The sequence below is a fragment of the Actinacidiphila sp. DG2A-62 genome, assembly GCF_035825295.1.
Lineage (GTDB): Bacteria > Actinomycetota > Actinomycetes > Streptomycetales > Streptomycetaceae > Actinacidiphila.
In genome coordinates this window covers 4,997,214-5,019,468 of the sequence record NZ_JAYMGI010000002.1, presented here as the reverse complement: position 1 = coordinate 5,019,468, position 22,255 = coordinate 4,997,214, and the positions used below count along the sequence as shown (strand labels likewise).

Sequence of the window (22,255 nt, the reverse complement as noted above, 5' to 3'; positions counted from 1 at the left end):
GTCATGCCCGCACGCACCTCCAGTCCGGCGCTACGAGCGGACCTGCGGGAGTTCAGCAACGGCCTCGCCGCCCGGCTGCCCGGCTCGTGGAACGCCGTGGTCGTGGAGGACTTCCACGACCACCCGCTGCGAAAGGACGTCCTCGGCCGGCTGTGGGACGACGGACATGTCGCGTGGGCGGTGGGCGACTTCGTCCACGAGCGCGCGGCGCTGCTGGCCGGCCCCGGTGAAACGATCCTCCTTGCTGTGCGGCGCCCGCTGCGCCCGGGACAGTTCCTGATCGCGCCCCTCGCGCCGCCCGGGGCCGCTGCGTCGGGGCGTCATGCCTTCGCCCCGGCGGGCATCGCGGTGCCTGCGGACCCGGCACGCGCCGCCGCAGCCGTCCAGCAGCGTCTGCTGCTGAACGGTCCGGACGGGCCGACGGCGGTGAGCGACCTTGCTCAACCCGTCGTACTCGCCACCCCCGGCACCGTTCCGGAGCAGCGCTCGGCCGCCGACCAGCCCCTGCGCCAGACCGTGGGATTCACCGCCACGCCCGCGTCCACAAAAGACCCGGACCCGCGCACCCCCGCCCAGTCCTCCCCTGACGCGGCTGGCCTCTTCGTCGTCGTTCAGGACGGCACGCTGCACTTCACCGTGCCGGCCCGGAACCTCGACGATGCCTACGCGCGCATCTCCGACCTCGAATCCACACAAGCCGCTGTCGAGGTCGCCCTGGGCGACGGAGTACAGCTGACCCACATCACCTACGGCACGGTCGACGCCACCGACATCATCCCCCCCGTCGACCGCGGCACCACCCCCGCACCCGGCAGTCCGGTCGCCGGCTTGCTCAGCCGGCCGCACCACACCTCCGGCGCCGAGGCCGCCGGCGACACCTCCCGCGTCGCCGCAGCCAACTGCCGCTCCCCGACAGCAGGTCGAACCGGCCCAGCCGGCGAACCGCGCGACTCCCCCGCGCCCAGGCCCGAACCGGTGTCCGCGCCGCGCGCCGAGCCGCGGCGCCACCGCTGATCACCGGATTCGACCCAGGAGCGTCCATGACCCGCCTGTTCACCCTCTACGTCCCGCGCGGAGCCACCGAGCTTCACGAAGAGTTCGCCGCACTGCGTCCGACCCTGCGCTGGAGCCCGCCCAACCCAACCGTCCAGCCGCTGCCCGGCATTGCCGTCGGGGACATCACCGTCCTGGCCTCCACGTCCGCCAACTCCCGTGTCCGCGCGGGCGGATGGGACCAGGCACGCTTCGCGCTGGTCCGCATCATGCGCATGGCCACGCTCGCCTCGCCCGAGCACGCCGAGTGGGCAGTGGAGTTGACACACACCCACGCTTTCCGCGATGTGCCCGGGACACGTCTCGGCCCGGTCCTGGCCGAGGCGCTGCGCCGCTCGGCCGTCCGCGGCGGCCGGCTCCACCACGTCGACCTCGGCATCGACCTCGCGCTCCTCACCCCACCGCACCCCGCGCCCGTCCGCACACCCGCCCCGGGCCCGCCGCCGTCGACCGCCCCCGCCGGCCGGCACCCGCGCTGACCCCGTCGGCCCGCCGCCGCTCCGACCATCTGAGGAAGCCGTCATGCCGCCGAACACCCGCCGCGCCGACCTCTCCCGCCTCGCCCACGCCGTCGCCGGCCGTCTCCCCGGCACCTGGACCGTCACCGACCAGGACTGGACGGCGTCACCCCGCCTGCGCACCCAGGCCAACGACAACCTGTGGGACGGCGGATCGGTGTCGTGGGCCAGCTGGGAACACCCCCTGCCCCGCGCCGCGATCCTCTCCTCCGGCCCCCTCCGGCTGATCATGGTCGACCACCCCACACGCACCGACACGATCATCACCGGCGCGCTCGCCCTGCCCGGCACCCAGCAGATGTACGACCTGAGCACCGGCCCCGACATCCCCCACGCCATCCACCTACCCGCCACCCAGCCCGCCCGCGCCGCCCACCGGATCACCGCACGCCTGCTGCCCCGCTACGAACACGCCGTCTGGACGCTGCGCACCAAGATCGTCTCCGATGCAGCCGCAGGCATCCGCAACGCCGACCAGCAGGCGAAGGCGCGCCTCACCGCGCGGGACGCCCCGAACGCGTCGGGCGAAGCCGCGATCACCGCTGCCCGCAACGCCGCCGCCCACCGCTACGTCGACGTCCTGCTCGCCCACGCCCCGCAGCTCCTGGACGCCGTGCGCCGCACGGCCCGTCCCGAGGACTACCACGATCCCGTCACCGGACCGGACCTGCACCGAGCCCAGGGCATCGACGCCGCACTCGCCCGAGCACGACAGACCATCACCACCTGGGCGACCACCACCGCGGACACCACGTCCACTGCGGACACCGCCCACACCCCGGCCGGACACGACCAGCACCGGCAGCCGACCGAACACCTACACGCCGCAGACCTCTGGCCGATCGCCGAGCAACTCGCGTACGGCGCCGTCGCGCTGGCCCGCGCCGCCGATCACCTCACCCACCGCGTCGGCCGCCCACCCCACCCCCAACACCAGCAGATACCCGATCCGGCTCCCGAAAGCCCGCCACCGCCTCCGCAGCGCGGACCTTTCGGGGTCGACGGGGCCGCCGCCCTGCGCACCCATGCGGCCGCAGCCGCGACGAGCCGGACCGATCCCGTACCGACCCCGCCGCCCAGCGCTGCGGCCCGCCCCGGCCCCCGGCGCTGACTGGCCGCCCCCGCCTCTCGCTCCAAGGCCAGCTCTGATGAACAACTCCCGTCACCAGCAGGAACCCGACACCGATGCGGACGTCGCCGTGCACTTCAGCGCGCAAGGATCGCGGGTCACCGCCCGCATCCTCGGTCCCAGCGGACCGTCCGCCGATGCCTCGGCCCGCCGGTCGGCGCACAGCGACTACCCGTACGAGCACCTCACCGGTCTGTTGCGTCGGCGTGGCCTCGACTGCGCCGTCGTGTTCGGCCTCAGCGACTTCACCGTTCATGTCGCTCTCCCTGACGGCAGCGCGCTGCTCATCTCTCCGTCCCAGGAGCCGCCCGCGCGGCACCCGCCCGGCCTTCCTCCGGCGTGGCTGGTCACCCGCGGCCACCCCGGCGATCCTGCACTGCACGAAGTCGTCTACGACTCCGAACCCGGCGGCCCGGACGAGGAGCACGGCGCCGCGCCAGGCCCACTGTTCGCCGCCATCGACACTCGCCTGGAACAGCTCGGCATACCGCTGCTGCGCGGACCGGTCGCCCCGGGCAGCGTGCCGGCCGTCGAGGCCGTCCTGCACCGGGCCGGGTTCATCCCGGTCATCGACCGCACCGGCGACCACCACCACCGCCTACCGGTCGGCATGACCGACCCCGCCGAACAGCGCCGCGCCGTCACCGCCGCCGTCGACATCCTCAAGCACCACTGCATCGCCTACGCCGCCCCCGCCGGCCTCCTCGACACCGGCCAGCCGCCCGGCCGGCCTCCCGACACCGCGGTCGGCCTCAACGACCGGCTCGCCCAGCTGACCGAGACCGTCCAAGGGGCCACGCACAGCGGCCAGGTCATCGCGGCGCTGAGCGAACTGACCGCGCCCGGCGACGGCGCGCTGCACCACATCGGCGACGTACTGGAAGCCGCCGCCGAATGGTGGCACGGCCTCGACGGCCCCTTCGATCCCCTCTACGCCGCCCAACTCCACCGCATGGCGGGCCACCTCATCTCCTGCTCCCTGGACATCCGCCAACTCCGCAACACCCTGGCCGACCGCCACACCACCCACCCCCAACACCCCGTCGTCGCTGGCGAACAACGCCGAGCCGCAGCCCGGGCGGTCTCCCCGGCCGCGACCAGCCGACGCGACCAGCCGCCCCCGTCGCCCGGTGCCGAGCCCACACCATCCGCTTCCCCGAGCCCGGCCGGCACCGACCCCACCCGCACCCGCTGACCCCACCCCGCACCGGCACCAGCACCGGAAGGAACCCCGCATGCCCGGCATCCGCAGAACGCCCCTCGCCCGCCGCCCCATCCCGACCAGCGCCCGCGAAGGAATCCGCCATGCCCGCCCACACCCCCGAACCCGCCATACCCGACTTGGACCTCACGATCGGCCGCCACCCCCAGTACGGGATCGTCGCCGTCACCTCCGGCCCGTTCGCCGCCACCGCCTGGATGCTCGACGGCTTCGACTTCCACCCCGTCTCTAACCACCAAGGCATGTTCGTGCTGGCCAACCAGCATCACGAGCCCAACGCCCGCGCCACCCGCGCCGTCGACCTGCTCCGTCGCGCCGGTTACCACGTCCACGCCGACCTCGTCCTCGACCCCGACATCAGCCTCCCCGCCCCCAGCTCCCGCGCCACCGCAGCCCCACCTGACTTGCCCCGGCGACCGGCCGACCGCGCCCCCGACGTCGCCTTCGCCGACCACCCCCTCCTCGGTGTCGTCGCCGCCACGACCGACGACGCCCCGTCAGCCGAACGCGCAGAACAGATCCTGGACGAGCACGGCTTCCGCTACCGGGCCGCCTGGGACGTCTACGACCTGCCCCACGACCTCGGCCGCGAGGACACCCTCCGCATCGTCGCCCGGACCGCGCCGGCGATGAGCCGAGCGGGCCTTGAGGTCGCCGTTCAACCCGCCCGCGCAGCCCAGATCACCACCCGCAGCGCCCCGGCACCGACCGACCCAGCGCACCGCGAGAGCCGGGACACGGTGTCCGGCACATTCCCCTCCCTGAACGCAGCCGCACTCACCGCCAGCCCCACCCGCACGGGCCTGCCCCGTACCAAGCCCGCGCCCGTCCCCGTCGCCACCCCCGTCCGCCCGACAGACCCACGCACGGCCCCCTCCCGAGCCCGCTGACCCAACCCGCCCAAGGAGCAGCCCTCATGGCCGTGAAGACGACTTTCCAGATCACGCACCCGTGCGGACACATAGCTGAGCACGACCTCGGCACCCGGCGCGCCGACGAACGCGCCGGCCTCGCCCGATGGCTGAGCGAGCGCCCCCGCACCGAGTGCTGGAAGCAGACCCACCAAGCGGACGCCACGAGCACCCGCGAATGGCTCCAAGCCAAGCGCGCTGAGGAGCAAGCGGAGTCCGAAGCCTGGTCAGCCCAGTACCGCATGCCGCCCCTGGACGGCGCCGAACGCGCCGTCGTCTGGGCCATCCGCTGCCGCCACCAACTCCTGACCACCGCCTACACCACCCTCGTCATCGAAGGTGGCACTACCGACACCGAGTGGGAAGCGATCGAGGACAAGGCGCGCACCGTCACCCGAGCCGGCTGGTGGATCGACCAGCGCGACTCCTATCGGCGTTCGACGAGGCACCAAATTGGACTGGATGCAGCGAGGTTCTGTGTCCTTGGCCACAGGGAGTCGGCGTTTGAATCGGCGTCAGGCGATCCCGCTGCCGGATTCGGCATGATCAGAGAGGATTTCTCGTCTCGCCCAACGTCGACGCCCCATAGCACTTCTTGGTGAATTCATTGCGACTCCATGGTTTGTGGCGAGTTGGTTTAGTTGATCACTTCCCTGGTTGTGCGGTTTATGTGAAGATTCCTCAACTCGGGCCCGTCGGGCCTGTCTGTTGAGGAGTTTGCGTGGTCAGAGGGTGGGGGGGTGTCCGGCGCCGTTGGCCGGGCGCTCGATTGAGGGTGTCGTCGTCGCGGTGGTTGCGGCGGGTGTCGGTTGCTGTGGTGATGGCGTTGGCCGTCGAGGCGGCGACGCTGGCGGGGGATTCGGGGATCGCGGTCGCGGCGGCGCCGGCAGCGGCGCCGGTGCAGGTCCAGTCCCAGCCGCGGTCGGCGTCGGTTTCAGGGCCGGCGGAGGCGTCGGATCGGGCGTCGGCGTTGTTGATGGCGCGGTTGCAGGGGCGGCGGATCGAGGATCTGTCGGCGCGGACGGCGTATGCGACGGTGTGGGTGGACCCGGACGGGTCGGTGACCGAGCAGGCGTATGCGGGGCCGCAGCGTTTCAAGGACGCCTCCGGCACGTGGCGGACGATCGATCCGGATCTGGTGACGCAGGCGGACGGGACGGTGGCGGCGAAGTCGCATCCGCTGGGGCTGACGCTGGCGGGGGCGACGTCGGCCGCGGACGCGGCGAAGATCGAGGCGGCGGGGACGCCGCCGGGTGATCCGGCGACTCCTGCGGTGCCGTTGGTGACGCTGGACGGTGCGGACGGGAAGCCGTTGACGGTCTCCTGGCGTGGTGTGCTGGCGGCGCCGAGCGTTGCCGGGACGCAGGCCACCTACGCGGACGCGCTGACCGACACCGATCTGCTGGTCGACACGACGCGGACGGGGTTCGAGCAGTTTCTGCGGCTCAAGGGCCGGGACGCGGTGGACGCGAACGGTTCGGTGACGTTGACGCTGTCGGCTCCGGGGCTGAGGGCGGCGGCACAGGGCGACGGTTCGGTGGCGTTCACCGATGCCGCCTCGGGCAAGGTGCAGGCGGTTCTGCCGGCGCCGACGATGTGGGACGCGACCACTGATCCGAATTCCGGTGAGCACACGCACACCGCGCAGGTCGGGGTGAAGGTCGCGCAGAGCGGTGACGATGTCGATGTGACGCTGACGCCGGATGCGGCGTTCCTGGCCGATCCGGCGACCGTGTTCCCGGTGACGGTGGACCCCACGGTGAACGTGGCGAGCAGTTTCGACACGTTCGTGGAGCAGGGGTACAACACCGACGAGTCGACGTCGACGGAGCTGAAGCTGGGCAACAACGGCTCCGGTCAGATCGCCCGTTCGTTCCTGTCGTTCCCGATGACGAGTATCGCGGGCAAGGTGGTCTCGTCGGCGACGCTGAACCTGTACGAGTTCCACTCCTGGTCGTGCACGGCCAAGAGCTGGGAGATCTGGTCGACCACGCACGCGGACACCTCCACGACGTGGACGAACCAGCCGACGTGGGGCAGCGAGTACGCCTCCAGCACCGCGACCAAAGGCTACTCCTCGGCGTGCGCTGCGGGTTGGACCAGCACGGATGTGACGTCGCTGGTGCAGGCGTGGTCGGGCAACGGCAACGGCACCAACAACCTGGGTCTGCGCGCGACGGACGAGTCCGACCCGTACGGGTGGAAGAACTTCTACTCCGGCAACGCGACGTCGCTGAACCCGAACATCACGGTGACGTACAACTCCCGCCCGTCGCTGCCGACTCTGGTCGCGCCGGTGAACGGCGCGGCCACCAACGACACGACGCCGGCGCTGCAGTCGAAGTCCACCGACGCGGACGGCAACACGGTCAAGACGCTCTACGAGATCTGGAACGCGGCCGGCACCACGCTGGTGGCCAGCGGGTACTCGCCGTACGTGGCCTCTGGTGCGACCGCGACCTGGTCGCCGGGCACGCCGCTGGCGCAGGGCTCGTACAAGTGGCACGCGTCCTCCTACGACGGGGCCAACTGGTGGTCGGCGTCGGGCGGTTTCACGTCCTGGCGGACGTTCACCGTGGACACCACCGCGCCCGCGGCCACGAGCGTCGCCTCGACGGACTTCCCGTCCGGTACCTGGGCGGGCACGCCGGACGCGAGCGGCGCCTTCACCGGCGCCTTCACGTTCACCTCGCCCAGCAGCGACGTGAAGGACTTCCAGTACCAGGTCGACGGCGGCACGTGGACGACGGTCGCCACCGCCGGCGGCGCGGTCACCAAGTCGCTGACGCTGAAGGGCGAGGGCAAGCACACCCTGGTCGCGCACACCCGCGACGCTGCGGGCAACGTCTCCGCGGCCGCCACGTACACCTTCTACGCCGGGGCGGGTGCGGCGCTGGCCAAGCCCGGCGACGGCGATCGTCCGGCCCGCCGGATCGCACTGGCGGCGACCTCGGACACCGCCAAGGGCTACACCGGCGTGACCTACCAGTACCGCCGGGGCGAGACCGACACCTGGCAGGCCGTTCCCGCCGCTGATGTCACCACGGCGGGCGGCAGCGCGCTGTCGGCGTGGCCGGTGCCGCTGACCGGCGGTGCGCCGGCCGCGCTGACGTGGAACGTCACCGACAGCCTCACAGAGGACGGCCCCGTCGACATCCGGGCACTGTTCACCGACGGCACCACCACCGTGGCCAGCCTGCCGCACACCGTCACCGTCGACCGCAACGCCGGCACCGCACCCGCTGTGGACGTCGGGCCGGTATCCGTGAACTCGCTGACCGGTGACGCCACGCTGAGCGCCACCGACGCGTCGGGCTTCGACCTGACCGTCACCCGCACGGCCTCCTCGCGTCGTCCTGGCCTGGGCTCGTCGCAGGAGGGCCAGGCGGCGATCTTCGGCCCGCAGTGGAGCGCGGGCACCACCGCGGAGATCACCGACTCGGACTGGTCCTACATCCGCAAGACGTCCGCCACCTCGGTCGCGCTGGTCGACGTGGACGGCGATCCGACGGGGTTCACCGCCAAGAGCGGCGGCTGGAAACCAGAACCCGGCGCCGAGGACCTCACGTTGACCGGCTCGCTGACCGGGACGTTCACGCTCAAGGACACCGACGGGACGACCACGACGTTCGCGAAGGTCGACCCGGCCGCGACGACCTGGCAGGTGACCTCCACGTTCCTGCCCACCGACAACTCCACCACGCAGGTGGTCTCGGAGAAGGTCACCGTCGGCAGCAGTGTGCTGGCGCGGCCGAAGTACGTGATCGCGCCGACCACCGCGGTCACGCAGGCCACCTGCGCGGCCACTCCGTCGACCAAGGGCTGCCGCGTCCTGGAATACGTCTACGCCACCACCACCACGGCCACGTCGTCGGTGTTCGGCGACTACGCCGGGCAGGTTCAGCAGATCCGCCTGTGGGCGACCAACCCCGGCGCGTCGGCGGCGACCGCGACCGCGGTGGCGCAGTACGCGTACGACACCTCCGGCCGACTGCGGCAGGAGTGGGACCCACGGATCAGCCCCAAGCTGATCACCGCCTACGACTACGACAGTTCGGGGCGGATCACCACACTGACCCGGCCGGCGAGCTGCCGTGGACCCTCGTCTACGCCAAGGTCGGCACCTCCCTGGTCGCCGGGGACGGCATGCTCGTCTCCGCAAGCCGCGCGACCCTGACCCCGGGCAGCGCCACGCAGACCAACGGCACCGCGACCACCAGCGTCGTCTACGACGTGCCGCTGAGCGGGAGCTCGGCTCCCTACGCGATGGGCGGCACGGACGTCGCCGCGTGGGGACAGAGCGACACTCCTTCGGATGCCACCGCGGTCTTCCCCGCCGACCAGGTCCCTTCCACCCACGACGGCACCGCCCTCGGCGCCGGTGACTACGGCCGGGCCACGATCACCTACACCGACGCCTCGGGGAACGAGGTCAACACGGCCTCGCCCGGCGGGCACATCACCACCACCGAGTACGACCCATACGGCAACACGGTGCGGGAGCTGACCGCGGGCAACCGCGAACTCGCCTTGGCCGGCGCGGCATCCGCCGGCTACGGCGAGCTGCAGCAACTCGGCATCGAGGAGCTGTCCACCGCCGACCGCGCGCAGCAGCTGTCGACGACGTCGGTGTACAACACCAGCAGCGTCAGCTCGGACGCCGGCACCGACAAGGACACCGACCCTGCCACCGTGGGGCAGCGTGAGCTGGAGGAGTACGGGCCGCTGCACCTGGTCACGCTCGCCTCGACGCTGAGCGCACCGGCCGGAGGCACCGACCTGCCCGCGGGGAGCGTCGTTCCGGCCCGGCAGCACACCGTCACGACCTACGACCAGGGCCGGCCGACCGACGGCACCGCGACCGCCGCCAACCAGCCCACCACCGTCACCGTCGGCGCATCCGTGCCCGGATACTCGACCGACGCCGACAAGCGCACCAACACGACCGCGTACGACTGGGCCAAGGGCCTGGTGACCCAGACGGTCACCGACCCCGGCGGCCTGAACCTGGTCAAGACCACCAGTTACGACTCACAGGGCCGCGTCATCAAGACCACCCTGCCCAAGTCCAACGGCACCGACGCCGGCGCCACCGTCACCACCTACTGGTCCGCGACCGGCACCGGCACGTGCCAGGGCCGCCCCGAATGGGCCGACCTGGTCTGCTCGGTCGGCCCGGCCGGCGCCATCACCGGCGGCGGCACCAACCCGTCCCAGCTGCCGACCACGACCACCACGTACGACCGGTGGGGCAGCACCGCCACCGAGGCCGACACCGCGGGCGGCGTCACCCGCACCACCACCACGACCTACGACGGTGCCGGGCGGACCATCAAGGTCGTGGTGACCGGCGGGGCCGGCACCGCGGTGCCCGACATCTCCACCACCTACGACCAGGCCACCGGCAAGGTCGCCACCACGAGCAACGGCACCCAGACCATCAGCAACAGCTACGACGCGCTGGGCAGGCAGATCTCGTACACCGACGGCGCCGGCAACACCGCCACCACCTGGTACGACCAGCTGGACCGGCCCACCAAAACCACCGACTCCGCGCCGTCGACGACCACCTACACCTACGACACCACCAAGGACCCGCGCGGCCTGGAGACCTCCCGCACCGATTCCGTGGCGGGAACCTTCACCGCCGCCTACGACGCCGACGGCGACCTGGCCACCGAGGCCCTGCCCGGCGGCTACACCCTCACCCTCGGCCAGGACGAGACCGGCGCGGACACCTCACGCACCTACACCCGTGACAGCGACGGCATGACCGTCGCCGAGGACTCCGCCTCCGAAACCGTCCAGGGCCAGCAGGCCACCCACGCCTCCGACACCGGCGACCAGGCGTACACCTACGACCCGGCCGGCCGCCTCACCCACACCGACGACACCCAGGCCGACACCACCACCCACCGCACCTACACCTTCGACGACAACACCAACCGCACCGGCCTGACCACCACCGTCGACAACCCCGACGGCACCCCCGGGACCCCGGTCAGCACCGCCTCCACCTACGACAGCGCCGACCGCCTCCAGACCGTCGGCGGCACCGGCGGCATCGTCTACGACGCCTTCGGCCGCACCACCACCCAGGCCACCGGCGCTTCGATCGGCTATTACACCAACGACCTGGTTCGCCAGCAGACCTCCGCCGACGGCACCAGCCGCCAGACCTGGACCCTCGACGCCGCCCAGCGCCTGGCCTCCTGGACCACCGAAACCAACGCCGGCGGCACCTGGACCCAGACCGCAGCCAAGACCAACCACTACGGCTCCGACTCCGACAGTCCCGACTGGACCGCCGAAGACGCCGCCGGCACCATCACCCGCAACGTCCAGGGCCCCGGCGGCGACCTCGACGCCACCACCACCGCCACCACCGGAACCGTTCTCCAGCTCACGGACCTGCACGGCGACGTCACCGTCCAACTCCCGCTGGACACCACCGTGGCGCCCACGGCGCTGGCCTACGACGAATTCGGCAACCCCGAAAACAGCACTCCGGCCACCCGCTACGGCTGGCTCGGCGGCAAGCAGCGCTCGTCGGAAACCGTCACCGGCGCCACTCTCATGGGTGTCCGCCTCTACGACCCCACCCTCGGCCGCTTCCTCACCACCGACCCCGTCCCCGGCGGCAGCGCCAACGCCTACGACTACTGCAACGGTGACCCCATCAATTCTTCCGATCTGAGCGGTGAGTTCAGTTTCGGCGGGGCAGCTAAGTGGGGGTGGCACCACACAAAGCGCTATGTAACGCATCACAAGACGTTTTTGGGAGGCGTGGGCGCCGGTTTTGCTTGCGGGGCCACTGGCTGGACTGGCGTCGGGCTGGGAGCCTGCGCTGTAAGTGCTACTCTTCTTGTCGGCGGTGGTGGATACTACGTGAAGCACCGCCACAAGAAAAGAACATATGGCGGCTATTACAGTCACATCAAGTCTGCGGCAACGGGCTACCTCTTTGGAACACCCATCGGCAGGGGCTGGGGCTTGAGGTACCGTGCCGCGAGAACTCTGTCAAATTTGAGATTCAGAGCTCGTGGATCCATCGTTGTACGAGGCAAGCGCTTCTATTTCTGATCGAACACAGCCTCGGTTGAAGCGATGGCAATGCGCCGGGCGGCGAGAAGGCTACCTCGCCGTCCGGCAATGGAGGTGTAATGAGTAAAGTTTCTATCTTCGCACTAGGCATGACCGCAGGTTTTCTGCTCGCTGATCTGATTGCGGAGTATAGCCGGAAGCGAGCGCGTAACATCTCGAAAACCCTTACCCAGACATCAGCCTTAGTTGCTGTTATCTCGCTAGTGATATACCTAATCTTCAGCTAAGGGGTATATCATTGCAGCCTTCGAGTTAAATTGTGACATCTACCGATAGAGGCAATTACCGACCGCCCTAAGGATGCGAAGGTAGAATGTAGTGTCAGTAGGGTATTCGGTAGATGAAATGATAACCACTAGTCGACCGCGACAATGACATGGTGGCGCTCTGGCGAACCTCTACGCGCTGGAATCCGACGTTCATGTCGCACAATGACGATAAACTCCGACACGCCGCATTTAGCTCCGAAGTAGGCGATATTCAGATAATGCTCTCTTAGAGCGTGTTTGGGATCGGGTTACGGAGCGATCTTCCGTAGTGGCCGGGGGCCTGGGCGTGTGGCGGGTCGGCCGCGGGTGAGCCGGCGGAGTATCACGTCGGTCATGGCCCAGCGGATCATCGTTTCGGAGTGGGCGGGGTCGCGTTCGTAGTCGCAGGCCAGGCGTCGTCGCATGGTGATCCAGGCGAAGGTGCGCTCGACCGCCCAGCGCTTGGGCTGGACCTGGAAGCCGCGTTGGCCGGGTTGTTTGCGGACGATGTCCAGGTCGCGGCGGAGGGTGTCGGCGGCCCACTGGACCAGGCGGCCGGCGAAGCCCTGGTCCGCCCAGACCTTGGCCACGGTGGGGTGGTCGAGGCGTGTCCACAGCAGGGAACGCCTGGCACCGTCGCGGTCCTGGACGCTTGCGGCCAGGACGTGCACCGTCAGCAGGAGACCGAGGGTGTCGGTGACGATGAAACGTTTGCGGCCCTTGGTCTTCTTTCCGGCATCGAACCCGCTGGTTGCCTTCGGCACGGTGTCCGCGGCACGCACCGACTGCGAGTCGACCAGCCCTGCGGACGGCTCGGCGTTGCGGCCGTCGGCCTGGCGGACCTTCACCCTCAACGCGTCGTGGACGCACTCGACGGTCCCGTCGTCGTGCCACCAGGTGAAATACCAGTACACAGTCGGCCAGGGCGGGAAGTCCTTGGGCAGGTACCGCCACTGGCAGCCGGTCCGGGCCAGGTACAAGATCGCATCCACGATCCGCCGACGCGGGTGCTTCTCCCGTCGACCGCCCTTGCTGCCCGTCCTCGGCTCGGGCAGCAAGGGCTCGATCAACGCCCACTGCTCATCGGTCAGATCAGACGGGTAACCGTCCCTACCAGCACTCACACACCACCCAACGAGCCACCCGAACGGCCGACACGACGGATCTCAGACACGCTCTTAGGTTCCGGAGCGCACTACGCCTGGGTCGCGGCAGAAGACATACGGACCCGATCCGGTCCATGCAATCGTCGTTTCCAGATTAGCAACCTCAGGACTTAATAATGCAATCGAAAAACTTGTCCTGATTATAAACCCGTCGGATTGAGCCATTAATTTCGGAAGCGGAAATTAATGGCTCAACCGACAACCGCAGGGGCCCACAGGCGGCAACCGCAACGACATCACCCAGCTCTTGCCGCTGATCGACGCGATCCGTGGCCGACGCGGACGACCTCACCGAAAGCCGACTTCGCTCTTCGCAGACCGCGGCTACAACCACGACGTCTACCGCGACCAAGTCCGCACCCGCCGCATCGTGCCAGCCCTCGCACGCCGCGAAACCCGGCACGGCGCCCGGGTTGGGCACCTACCGCTGGGTCGTGGAGCGCACCTTCGCCTGCCACCACGGTTTCAAGCGACTGCGCATCCGCTGGAAACGCAGAGCCGACGCCCACGAAGCCTTTCGCGAACTCGCCTGCTGCCTCATCACCCTGCGACAGATCAACTCATTGTGTTCGCCGCTGTGAGTGAGGCGTTCGACGTCTCAGCTCAGCGGCGCGGGAGCCCTGTTGGTTCCGTATCCTGGCGCACGACCTACCTCATGCCCTGGTCGCGTGGGTCACGATGCTCATTGTCACCTGTGAGGGTCACCGGTGATGCAAACTCTCACCGCCCCGCCGTGCGTTGGTCGCTCTTGTATACCTGCGTCGGCACAACACTCTTGCCCGTATCGTCGGCATCGCACACACCCACGTCACCGCGGTCACCGGCCTGCTCGCCGAGCAGGCGCCGGGCCTGCTGAGGACGTTGTGCGCGCACGACCGAGACTACGTTCTCCTGAACGGCACGCTCGCAGAATGCAACCGTGTCGGCGACGGCAGGGCCCACTGTTCCTCGAAGCACAAGCGTCGCGGGGTGAACGTGCAGTCATCACCGACCCGGCCGGCGAGGTCCTGTGACTGTCCGCCCGCGCTGCCCGGGCCGGACCCACGACCTCACAGCCACCCGCACCCACAAGGTCTTCCTGATCTGCGGTCGCTAGGGGGTCCCGATCCTCGCCGACATGGCCTATGTCGGTGCGGGCGACTGTGTCACCACCGCCGAACGCCGCCCATCCAACGGCGGCCGTGGTCGTAGCTCGGGCACGCAGTCCCGCATCGGCCCCAACCGCACGAGCGTCACCACCAAAGCCCTCCTCATCCCGGAGGGACAACGCGGGAAAAGCTCAGTCACCTCGCGCCCTGTCGTGGCGCCCTGACCGGCTGCCCTACGGTGACCACCCGTGCCCACGCCGACCGGGGACAACGGCGACGTTCGGCCAAGTCTGTACCGGCCTGGACGCGCGGGGCGTCGTCCCAACTGCTAGGGGTCGTTCACGGTGCACCGCTGAGCGGGCGTCTTCTATCACCGATTGCCGGACGGGCCAAATCGACGGTGGTGCGGATTCTCGTCACTCGAAAGCACGACCTGCCCGGCCCCCGCCCTTCTAGTCTCCGTCGAGGTCAGCTCGTCATCGCCCTCCTTCATGCGTGTCGGCCACACCGCCGGCCTGTTCGCCCACCTCTGGTCGCGCAGTGGGCGCGGCGACCAGAGATTTCCCGTCTGGTGCTCGGTGATTGCCACTGCAAACCGGTCGGCTTTGCCAATTACACCGAAACGTTGCCTCAACTGGCCCACGCCTTGGGAGTCACCGTCGAACGGCGCGGTTCCCAGGTGCCCGAGCTGCCGCTGTGGGTGTGCTCAGTCCGCTTCGACCGCCGCCGCGACCTGAGCCGTGCTGGCCTGTTCAGCGCCCAATCCTCTCTACCGGAGAACTCAATGCCCATCACCGTCACCATCGCCGCCGAGCCGAGCGGCAGCGTCGTCGCCCGCGGTGGCGACAGCCTTGCCCAGTCCCTTCTCGACCACGCCGGGTTCGCCTTCGCCAACGACTGGTACGGCCCCCGGCACCGGCTTCCGACCTCGATGGCGCGCGAGGAGCAGGCCGCCGTCGCCTCGCACGCCGCCGAGATGCTCCGCGCCGCCCGCTACACCGTCGACCTCGACCCCGCGCTGGACCGGACGCAGGCAGCGCCCGCTGAGCAGTCGCTGGACGACCACCTGCTGCAGTTGATCGACCAGATCCGCGGAGCCCGCAGCGGCGGGGAACTCGGCGACGCCGTCGGACGGCTCGTGCACCCCGAGCACGGCGTGCTGGAGCGGGTGCGTGAAGCACTGGAGGCCGCCGGCGAGCAGGTCACCGACCTGGACGACGAGGCGCACCAGCTCGCTGACCGTTTCGCCGTTGCCGCTGAGTTCGTCACCGCGGCAGAAGGTGAGCTTCCAGGTGTAGGGCACGAGTTGGCGCAGATCAGGACGCCGCTGCCGTATCTGCCGGGCGTGCGTGAGGCGGCGGTGGCCCCTTCCCCCGCCATCCAAGCCGGAGCCGTGCGCACTGCGGCGTCCGCCGCGCCGCACCCGCCGGCATCCGCGTGCGTCCCGGGCCCGCAGACCGGTCCGCGGGCCCGATGAACACGGTGGTGACCCTCAAGACCCGGGCGCGTCCGGCGTCCGCCGGGCTGACGGGCATGTATCTGGTGCGTGCCACCGACGCGCTGGCCGGCGCGACCGCTGCGTACGCGATTCCGCTGCTGGTGCTGATCACCACCGGTTCGACGGCGCTGACCGGCGTGGCGTTCGTGCTGGAGTGGACCCCGCGGCTGAGCGCGTTCGCTTTCGCAGGCGCGCTGGTCGACCGTTTCAGTGCCGGCCGTGTCTTCCGCGTCGCCAATCTGGTCCGTGCTGCCACGGTCGCGTTCACCAGCGCGGTGTTGCTGGTCCTGCCGCCCACCGGCACGGCGGTAACGGGCGTGGTTCTGGCGTTCGGAGCCGCGTCGGGCCTGCTGGCGGAGGTCTCGTACGTGGCGGTGGAGACGCTGGGCGCCGAGGCCGGCCGTCGCGCGCTGCAGCCGCATCGGGTCCAGGCCGCGCAGACGGGGATCGACCAGGGGGCTGCTCTCGTCGGTCCGCTGCTCGGCGGGCTCCTGCTGCTTGTCGGAAGCAGAGTCTTGATGGCGGTCGTCGCGGTGCTGGCCCTGGCCGCTGCGGTCTGCGCGCCGGGTGGCGGTTCGACCGAGCGCGGGGGTACGTCGGCCGGTCTGCGGTCGGGTTGGCGGACCGTGCGGCGCTCTCCCGCGCTGGCCTGGCTGGTCGCGGGGTTCGCGGTGTCCAACCTCGCCACCGGTGTGCTGCAGGCGGCGGCCCCGATCACGGTCATCCGCCGGTTCCGCTGCTCCACGGCCTCGGTCGGCGCGGTGTGGAGCACGGCCGCCGTCGCCTCCCTGCTGGCCGTGTGGGTGACGCGCCGGGCCATCGACCGCTGGCAGGTGTGGCCGGTGGGCGCCGTCGCCGCCGCGGTCGCCACCGGCGCCTGCACGGCCACCGCCCTGGCACCCGGTTTCGCCTTCTACACCGCGGCAGTCGCACTGGTGATGGCGTCCGAAGGGGCGATGACGGTCGTGCTCCGCACCCTGCGCGCCCACCTCATCCCGCGCGACGGCTTCGGCTCGACCCTGGCCGTGACGATCATCGTGATGCTGGTGCCGCTGCCCACGGCCGGGGCACTCGTCGCTGTCGTGCCCGCCACCGGCCTGCCCCATCTGCTGCTGGCCTGCGCAGTCTTGCAGGGCCTGATGCTGACCGCATCCTTCGCCGGCCTGCGGCGCCACCGACCCGTCGGCGACCCACCGCCCGCTGCTCCCGCGCCGACGACGGCGGACCAGCGCACGCTCCAGCCCACGAGCCGCGCGTGAGCGCCCCCGCCGAACTGCGCCCCCGCCCCCGGCTGCTCCCGTTCACCCTCTCCTCGTTCACCCGATTCCCGCCTGTTGGAGGCTTCCCGATGTCCCGATCCGCCCGCCCTGTGCTGATCGTCGTCGCCGGCACCGACCCGGTGTACCGGGGTTACTGCACGAAGCAGGTCGCCGCTGCGTACGACATCGCGCTGATCGACGCCAAGCCGCCGACGTGGCAGGGCGACCTGGTCGTGGACCACGAGGTCGCCGACACCCGCGACCCGGTCGCCGTCACCGCCGCCGGCCTCGCCCTGGCCGAACGGCACGCCATCGCGGGGGTCGTCACCTGGGACGAGTACGCCCTCGTGCCCGCGGCGGCCCTCGCCGCCCGGCTCGGCGTACCGGGCAGCACCGTCGCCTCGATGAACGCCGCCCGCGACAAGGCCGCCACCCGGCGCCTGCTCGCCGAACACGGCGTGCCCTCCGCCCGGTCCATCCGGGTGCGCGACCTGACCCAGGCCACCGCCGCCGCCTCACGGATCGGCTACCCGGTCGTCCTCAAGCCCGCCTCGCACGCGGCCAGCATCGGCGTCATCCGCGTCGACGACCCCGACGAGCTGCCGCACCGCTGGGAGTTCGCCGCCGCCGGAGCGAGCGCACAGGGCCCGGAAGGGCGCGGTGTCCTGGTGGAGGAGTACCTGCGCGGCCCGGAGATCAGCGTGGAGTGCGCCACCGTCGGCGGCGCGACGACCGCGCTCGCCGTCACCCGCAAGGAGGTCGGCTTCGCTCCGTACTTCGAGGAGACCGGCCACACCGTCACCGCAGGTGACCCGCTGCTGCCGCACGTCGCCCCCATCGCCGCGCAGGCGGTACGCGCGCTGGGCATCAGCGCCGGCATCCAGCACGTCGAAATGCGGCTGACCACCTCCGGCCCGCGGATCATCGAGGTCAACGCCCGTATCGGCGGTGACTTGATCGGCACGCTCGTCCGGCTCGCCACCGGCCTCGACCTGCCCCGGATCGCCGCCGACATCGCCTGCGGAAACGTTCCCGCCCTGACGGCCACGGCACACCGCACCGCCGCGATCACGATCCTCTACCCGCCGGTCAGCGGCACGCTCGACACCGTCCGCCTCCCGGTCAGGCCCGGCGCCGAGCCCCACTGGCTGCACCAGGCGACCTGGCTGCGCGAGCCCGGCGACCGCGTCACCCTCCCCCCGCACGGCGATCTGACCACCGCCCGGGTGGGCTTCCTCATCGTCACCGCCGACAGCCCCGAGCAGGCCCGCGACCGGCTCGCGCTGCTCACCGACCGCCTCACCCTGACGGTCACCGCGTGACCCCCGCGCCGACGGCACCCACGCGCTCAAGAACCGGCTGCCCCGCCGCAGACCGTTCCGCTGCCCCAGACTTCTGGAACCCGCCATGCCTCCTTCGCGTACCCGCCCGCCCTCCACCACCGCCGGAACCGACGCCCTCCTGTACCTGCTGTTCGGCGTCCTCGGTGCCGTTCTCGCCTTCGGCTCGCTGGCCTGGCTCACCGGCAACCTCACCAACTCCGCTGTCGGCGCAGGCTCCTGGGCGCCGTTCCGGGTTGGCGACGCCCTGCTTCACCCGGATGTGCTGTGGCCGCACCTGGGCGCCACCGCTCTGCTGGTCGGAGCGCGCGTCGTCCCGGGCCTGCTCACTCTCGGACTGCTCGCGGCAACCGGTGTCCTGTGGCTGCGTCTGCGCGGCGGCGCGAAGACCGGTCTCGCCGGCGCCGCGGACCTGGCCCCGCTGCTCGGCCGGGAGATCACCACCAAGGCGCAGGAGTTGCGGCCGAGCCTGGCCGGCCGGGAGCGTAAAAGAGGTCGCGCCCGCTGACCGCGGCATCCTCCTCGGCACGCTCTCCCCCGGCCGCGCCGAGGTCCGCGCCAGCTGGGAGGACGTCCTGGTCGCCGTCATGGCGCCACGCTCGGGCAAGACGTCCGGGCTGGCGGTCCCCGCGATCCTCGCCGCCCCCGGACCGGTGCTGCTCACCTCCAACAAGGCCGCCAACGACGCCTTCACCGCCACCGTCGACGCCCGCGCCGCGGTCGGCACCGTGTGGACGCTGGACCCGCAGCAGATCGCCCACCACCCGCGGCAGATGTGGTGGGACATCCTCGCCGACGCCCGCGACCTGGCCGGCGCCAAACGCCTCGCCGGGCACTTCGTCGCCGCGTCGGTGGACGAGGCGGCGGGCTCGGACTTCTGGTCCACCGCCGCCAGCAACACCCTCGGCGCCCTCTTCCTCGCCGCGGCCTCACACCGGCGGCCGATCACCGACGCACTCGCCTGGCTCGCCTCGCCGGCCGACCGCACCCCCGTCGACCTGCTCACCGACGCGGGCCACCACGCGGTCGCCGCCCAGCTCCAGGGCACCGTCTCCGGCGCCACCGAGACCCGCGACGGCATCTACGAGACGGCACGGCAGTACGCCAGCTGCCTGCTGGACCCCGAGGTCGCCGCCTGGGTCACCCCCGCCCCGCATCTGCCGGAATTCAAGCCGACGGCCTTCGCGACCTCCCGCGACACGCTGTACCTGCTCAGCAAGGACGGCGGCGGCAGCGCGAGCGCCATCATCGCCGCCGCGGCCGACGCCGTCATGCGCGCCGCCGTCGTCGTCGCCGAGCGCTCCGGCGGCCGGCTCGACCCACCCCGCACTGTGCGTCCTGGACGAAGCCGCCAACGTCTGCAAAATCTCCGACCTGCCCGACCTGTACTCGCACCTGGGCAGCCGCGGCGTCATCCCGATCACGATCCTGCAGTCCTACCGGCAGGGCCAGCGCGTCTGGGGCGAGACCGGCATGGACGCCCTGTGGTCCGCGGCCACCGTCAAGATCGTCGGATCGGGGATCGACGACGCCGACTTCGCCGACCGGCTCTCCCGCATGATCGGTGAGCACGAGGTGCCGACCACCTCGGTGTCCACCAGCGAGTCCGGCAAGTCCACCTCGGTCAGCATGCGCACCGAGCGCATCCTGCCCCCGGACGCGATTCGCGCCCTCCCCAAAGGCAGGGCCCTCCTCTTCGCCACCGGCCTGCGCCCCGCGATGCTGAACCTCCGCCCCTGGTTCAAGGGGCCCTCCGCCCGCCACATCGCCCCGGCCTCAGCCGCCGCGACCCAGGCCATCACCAAGCGCGCCATCGCCAAAACCGCCCCCGCCGACGCCCGCCGCACCGGTGCCCCACCCGCACCGCACGTGCGCCCGTCAACCCGGAGCCGCCCATGAACCAGCCACCCCTCCACGAGCCGTCTTCACCCAGCTCCGTCACCGAACTCGAAGCCCTGGCCGACGCCTTCGCGGGCGTGCTGCACACCATGCCGACGTCCTACAGCACGCCGGACCGGTCCCAGGAGCGCCTGGCCGAGGCCCTCACGGCCGTCGTCAGCCTTGCGGTACGTCTGGACTCCCAGCTCAACCGCACACTGACGGCGCTGGGTGCCACCGGGCCCGCCGACCCTGCGGGGTACGCCATCATCGCGTCGGACCTGACGTTGGTCATCGGCAACCTCGGCCGGGCGCTCAACGAGATGGCCGCCGCACAGGACGCCCACTTGTTCATCGACCACTTCGCGGCGGACTACGACCGCCCGGACGTCAACACGCCCTTCGCCCGAGGCCGGACCGCCACGTATCTGGGTACCGCCCGCGATGCCCTGACCGAGGCGGCCGCGAGGCTGCGGTACACGGCGAAACGCCGCGCGACCGAGGAACGCCTTCGCGCGGCTCAATCTCGCGGCCCTCGAAGGGCCGCCCCCGCCGCCTGTGCCGTCCCAGTTGTCCCGGCGCCACCTCCAACGACACCGGCTACGGATGCGAAAAGCCGCTCATGACCGGGACGTCGAACACCGCGCCCGCAATAGGGAGCCTCTGCTCCGGCTATGGCGGCCTGGATCTTGGTGTGCAGGCCGCGCTCGGCGGCGCCGTGGTCTGGCATGCCGAGAGCGACCCGAACGCCTCCCGCATCCTGGCCCGCCACTGGCCCGGCGTGCCCAACTACGGCGACATCACGACGGTCAACTGGGGTGACGTACCGCGGGTGTGCGTGCTGACCGCGGGCTTCCCGTGTCAAAGACGTCTCGGTCGCCGGCTGCCGCGCCGGACTCGCGCCCGACACCCGCTCGGGGCTGTGGCTGCACGTCGCCCGTGCCGTCGAGGCCCTCCGCCCTTGCCTGGTGGTGATCGAGAATGTCCGAGGACTCCTCACCAGCTCCGCCGCTCGTCGCGCTGGTGACGTGGAACTCTGCCCGTGGTGTCTGGGAGACCGGCCAGACCACGATCTGCGGGCACTTGGCGCCGTACTCGGCTCCCTGGCCGACCTCCGGTACGACACGCGATGGCTCGTGCTGCGCGCCAGCGACGTCGGAGCACCCCACCGCCGCGAACGCGTCTTCCTCACGGCCTGGCCCGCCGAGCCGGCTCCTCAAGACGCCGACGAGCAACATCGGCAGCAACGGCGGCTCCCAGCACCCGGGCAAGAGGAAGAACGGTGGTCACGGGCCGAACCTGGCGGACGAGGTGGAGTGGCTGCTGCGGACTCCGAAGGCATCGGACGGGATCAAGGGCTCGCCGAACCAGCGGCACGGCAACGGCGACCTCACTCTCGCCTCGGCGGCGGCCTCGCTGCTGCCCACCCCCCGGGCGAGCGACACCGGCACCCCCGGGCGCCGTCCGGGCGCGGGCTGGCGTCCGCCGCTGTCGGCGGTGGTCCTGCCGCTGTGGGCGCGGACGACCCCGGAGGAGGAGGGGCTGACGGACGGTGGGGGCCGTACGGCGCCGCCGTCGCCCGGTGGGAGATGCTCACCCGTCCCGCGCCGCCGCCGACCGATGCCGGCGGGCGGCTGCATCCGCGCTTCGTCGAGTGGATGCAGGGCCTGCCCGACGGCTGGGTGACTGCTACGCCCGGTCTCGGCCGACCCGCCCAGCTCACCGCGCTGGGCAACGGCGTCATCCCCCAACAAGCTGCCGGGGCAGTGCAGTTGCTGGCACCACCCTTCCGCCGCTGCTCCCGCTGCGCCGGTACGTAGCCGCACTACCGCTTTTCCCCG

General features: G+C 70.9%; 15 protein-coding genes and 3 pseudogenes. 17 read left to right on the top strand and 1 reads right to left on the bottom strand.

Going from position 1 to position 22,255, the window contains the following annotated elements:
- Positions 1-3 precede the first annotated feature (3 nt).
- The 8 genes from VSR01_RS22520 (at position 4) to VSR01_RS22485 (ending at position 11,916) form a co-directional block, all read left to right on the top strand.
- Entirely contained in the window at positions 4-1,014 is a 1,011-nt protein-coding gene (locus VSR01_RS22520) for a hypothetical protein (protein WP_326450973.1), read from the top strand.
- Between the two features lie 26 nt (positions 1,015-1,040).
- On the top strand, positions 1,041-1,532 hold the full coding sequence (locus VSR01_RS22515) for a hypothetical protein (RefSeq protein WP_326450972.1): 492 nt from the start codon (positions 1,041-1,043) through the stop codon (positions 1,530-1,532).
- A 43-nt stretch (positions 1,533-1,575) separates the two neighbouring features.
- A complete protein-coding gene (locus VSR01_RS22510) occupies positions 1,576-2,682 on the top strand; it encodes a hypothetical protein (protein ID WP_326450971.1) in 1,107 nt (368 codons plus the stop codon).
- Positions 2,683-2,719: 37 nt separating this feature from the next.
- Positions 2,720-3,895: a hypothetical protein gene (locus VSR01_RS22505; RefSeq protein WP_326450970.1), complete on the top strand. Its 1,176-nt coding sequence runs from the start codon at positions 2,720-2,722 to the stop codon at positions 3,893-3,895.
- Between the two features lie 110 nt (positions 3,896-4,005).
- Positions 4,006-4,812 (top strand): hypothetical protein, encoded by an 807-nt coding sequence (locus VSR01_RS22500; protein WP_326450969.1) that lies wholly within the window; start codon positions 4,006-4,008, stop codon positions 4,810-4,812.
- A 26-nt stretch (positions 4,813-4,838) separates the two neighbouring features.
- On the top strand, positions 4,839-5,435 hold the full coding sequence (locus tag VSR01_RS22495) for a hypothetical protein (RefSeq protein ID WP_326450968.1): 597 nt from the start codon (positions 4,839-4,841) through the stop codon (positions 5,433-5,435).
- Positions 5,436-5,653: 218 nt separating this feature from the next.
- Positions 5,654-9,010 carry a DNRLRE domain-containing protein gene (locus tag VSR01_RS22490; RefSeq protein WP_326450967.1) on the top strand — a complete coding sequence of 1,119 codons (3,357 nt, stop codon included), beginning with the start codon at positions 5,654-5,656 and terminating at the stop codon, positions 9,008-9,010.
- On the top strand, positions 8,980-11,916 hold the full coding sequence (locus VSR01_RS22485; RefSeq protein ID WP_326450966.1) for an RHS repeat domain-containing protein: 2,937 nt from the start codon (positions 8,980-8,982) through the stop codon (positions 11,914-11,916). The genes VSR01_RS22490 and VSR01_RS22485 overlap by 31 nt, the downstream gene beginning before the upstream one ends.
- Before the next feature lie 538 nt (positions 11,917-12,454).
- Here the strand turns inward: VSR01_RS22485 and VSR01_RS22480 are convergent.
- Entirely contained in the window at positions 12,455-13,309 is an 855-nt protein-coding gene (locus VSR01_RS22480) for an IS5 family transposase (RefSeq protein WP_326450965.1), read from the bottom strand.
- Between the two features lie 256 nt (positions 13,310-13,565).
- Between VSR01_RS22480 and VSR01_RS22475 the strand changes: the two are divergent.
- The 9 genes and pseudogenes from VSR01_RS22475 to VSR01_RS22430 form a co-directional block, all read left to right on the top strand.
- Positions 13,566-13,932, top strand: a pseudogene (locus VSR01_RS22475) (transposase); the annotation flags it as partial.
- Between the two features lie 42 nt (positions 13,933-13,974).
- Positions 13,975-14,663 (top strand): annotated as a pseudogene (locus VSR01_RS22470) (transposase family protein).
- Between the two features lie 560 nt (positions 14,664-15,223).
- Positions 15,224-15,916 (top strand): hypothetical protein, encoded by a 693-nt coding sequence (locus VSR01_RS22465; protein ID WP_326450964.1) that lies wholly within the window; start codon positions 15,224-15,226, stop codon positions 15,914-15,916.
- Entirely contained in the window at positions 15,913-17,196 is a 1,284-nt protein-coding gene (locus VSR01_RS22460; protein WP_326450963.1) for an MFS transporter, read from the top strand. Before VSR01_RS22465 ends, VSR01_RS22460 begins: the two co-directional genes overlap by 4 nt.
- A gap of 89 nt (positions 17,197-17,285) precedes the next feature.
- A complete protein-coding gene (locus VSR01_RS22455) occupies positions 17,286-18,518 on the top strand; it encodes an ATP-grasp domain-containing protein (RefSeq protein WP_326450962.1) in 1,233 nt (410 codons plus the stop codon).
- An 85-nt stretch (positions 18,519-18,603) separates the two neighbouring features.
- A pseudogene (locus tag VSR01_RS22450) lies at positions 18,604-20,435 on the top strand (type IV secretory system conjugative DNA transfer family protein).
- The gene (locus VSR01_RS22445) at positions 20,432-21,040 is read left to right on the top strand and encodes a hypothetical protein (protein WP_326450961.1); all 609 of its coding nucleotides are present in this window, start codon (positions 20,432-20,434) and stop codon (positions 21,038-21,040) included. The pseudogene VSR01_RS22450 and the gene VSR01_RS22445 overlap by 4 nt, the downstream one beginning before the upstream one ends.
- Positions 21,037-21,441 (top strand): DNA cytosine methyltransferase, encoded by a 405-nt coding sequence (locus tag VSR01_RS22440; RefSeq protein ID WP_326450960.1) that lies wholly within the window; start codon positions 21,037-21,039, stop codon positions 21,439-21,441. The genes VSR01_RS22445 and VSR01_RS22440 overlap by 4 nt, the downstream gene beginning before the upstream one ends.
- Positions 21,335-22,234, top strand: coding sequence for a DNA cytosine methyltransferase (locus VSR01_RS22430; RefSeq protein WP_442785698.1), 900 nt, complete (start codon positions 21,335-21,337; stop codon positions 22,232-22,234). The genes VSR01_RS22440 and VSR01_RS22430 overlap by 107 nt, the downstream gene beginning before the upstream one ends.
- Positions 22,235-22,255 lie beyond the last annotated feature (21 nt).

Bases quoted from the DNA above. Each gene is read 5' to 3' on its own strand.
- VSR01_RS22520 (WP_326450973.1), top strand. From the start codon at position 4: ATGCCCGCACGCACCTCCAGTCCGGCGCTACGAGCGGACCTGCGGGAG.
- VSR01_RS22515 (WP_326450972.1), top strand. From the start codon at position 1,041: ATGACCCGCCTGTTCACCCTCTACGTCCCGCGCGGAGCCACCGAGCTT.
- VSR01_RS22510 (WP_326450971.1), top strand. From the start codon at position 1,576: ATGCCGCCGAACACCCGCCGCGCCGACCTCTCCCGCCTCGCCCACGCC.
- VSR01_RS22505 (WP_326450970.1), top strand. From the start codon at position 2,720: ATGAACAACTCCCGTCACCAGCAGGAACCCGACACCGATGCGGACGTC.
- VSR01_RS22500 (WP_326450969.1), top strand. From the start codon at position 4,006: ATGCCCGCCCACACCCCCGAACCCGCCATACCCGACTTGGACCTCACG.
- VSR01_RS22495 (WP_326450968.1), top strand. From the start codon at position 4,839: ATGGCCGTGAAGACGACTTTCCAGATCACGCACCCGTGCGGACACATA.
- VSR01_RS22490 (WP_326450967.1), top strand. From the start codon at position 5,654: ATGGCGTTGGCCGTCGAGGCGGCGACGCTGGCGGGGGATTCGGGGATC.
- VSR01_RS22485 (WP_326450966.1), top strand. From the start codon at position 8,980: ATGCTCGTCTCCGCAAGCCGCGCGACCCTGACCCCGGGCAGCGCCACG.
- VSR01_RS22465 (WP_326450964.1), top strand. From the start codon at position 15,224: ATGCCCATCACCGTCACCATCGCCGCCGAGCCGAGCGGCAGCGTCGTC.
- VSR01_RS22460 (WP_326450963.1), top strand. From the start codon at position 15,913: ATGAACACGGTGGTGACCCTCAAGACCCGGGCGCGTCCGGCGTCCGCC.
- VSR01_RS22455 (WP_326450962.1), top strand. From the start codon at position 17,286: ATGTCCCGATCCGCCCGCCCTGTGCTGATCGTCGTCGCCGGCACCGAC.
- VSR01_RS22445 (WP_326450961.1), top strand. From the start codon at position 20,432: ATGAACCAGCCACCCCTCCACGAGCCGTCTTCACCCAGCTCCGTCACC.
- VSR01_RS22440 (WP_326450960.1), top strand. From the start codon at position 21,037: ATGACCGGGACGTCGAACACCGCGCCCGCAATAGGGAGCCTCTGCTCC.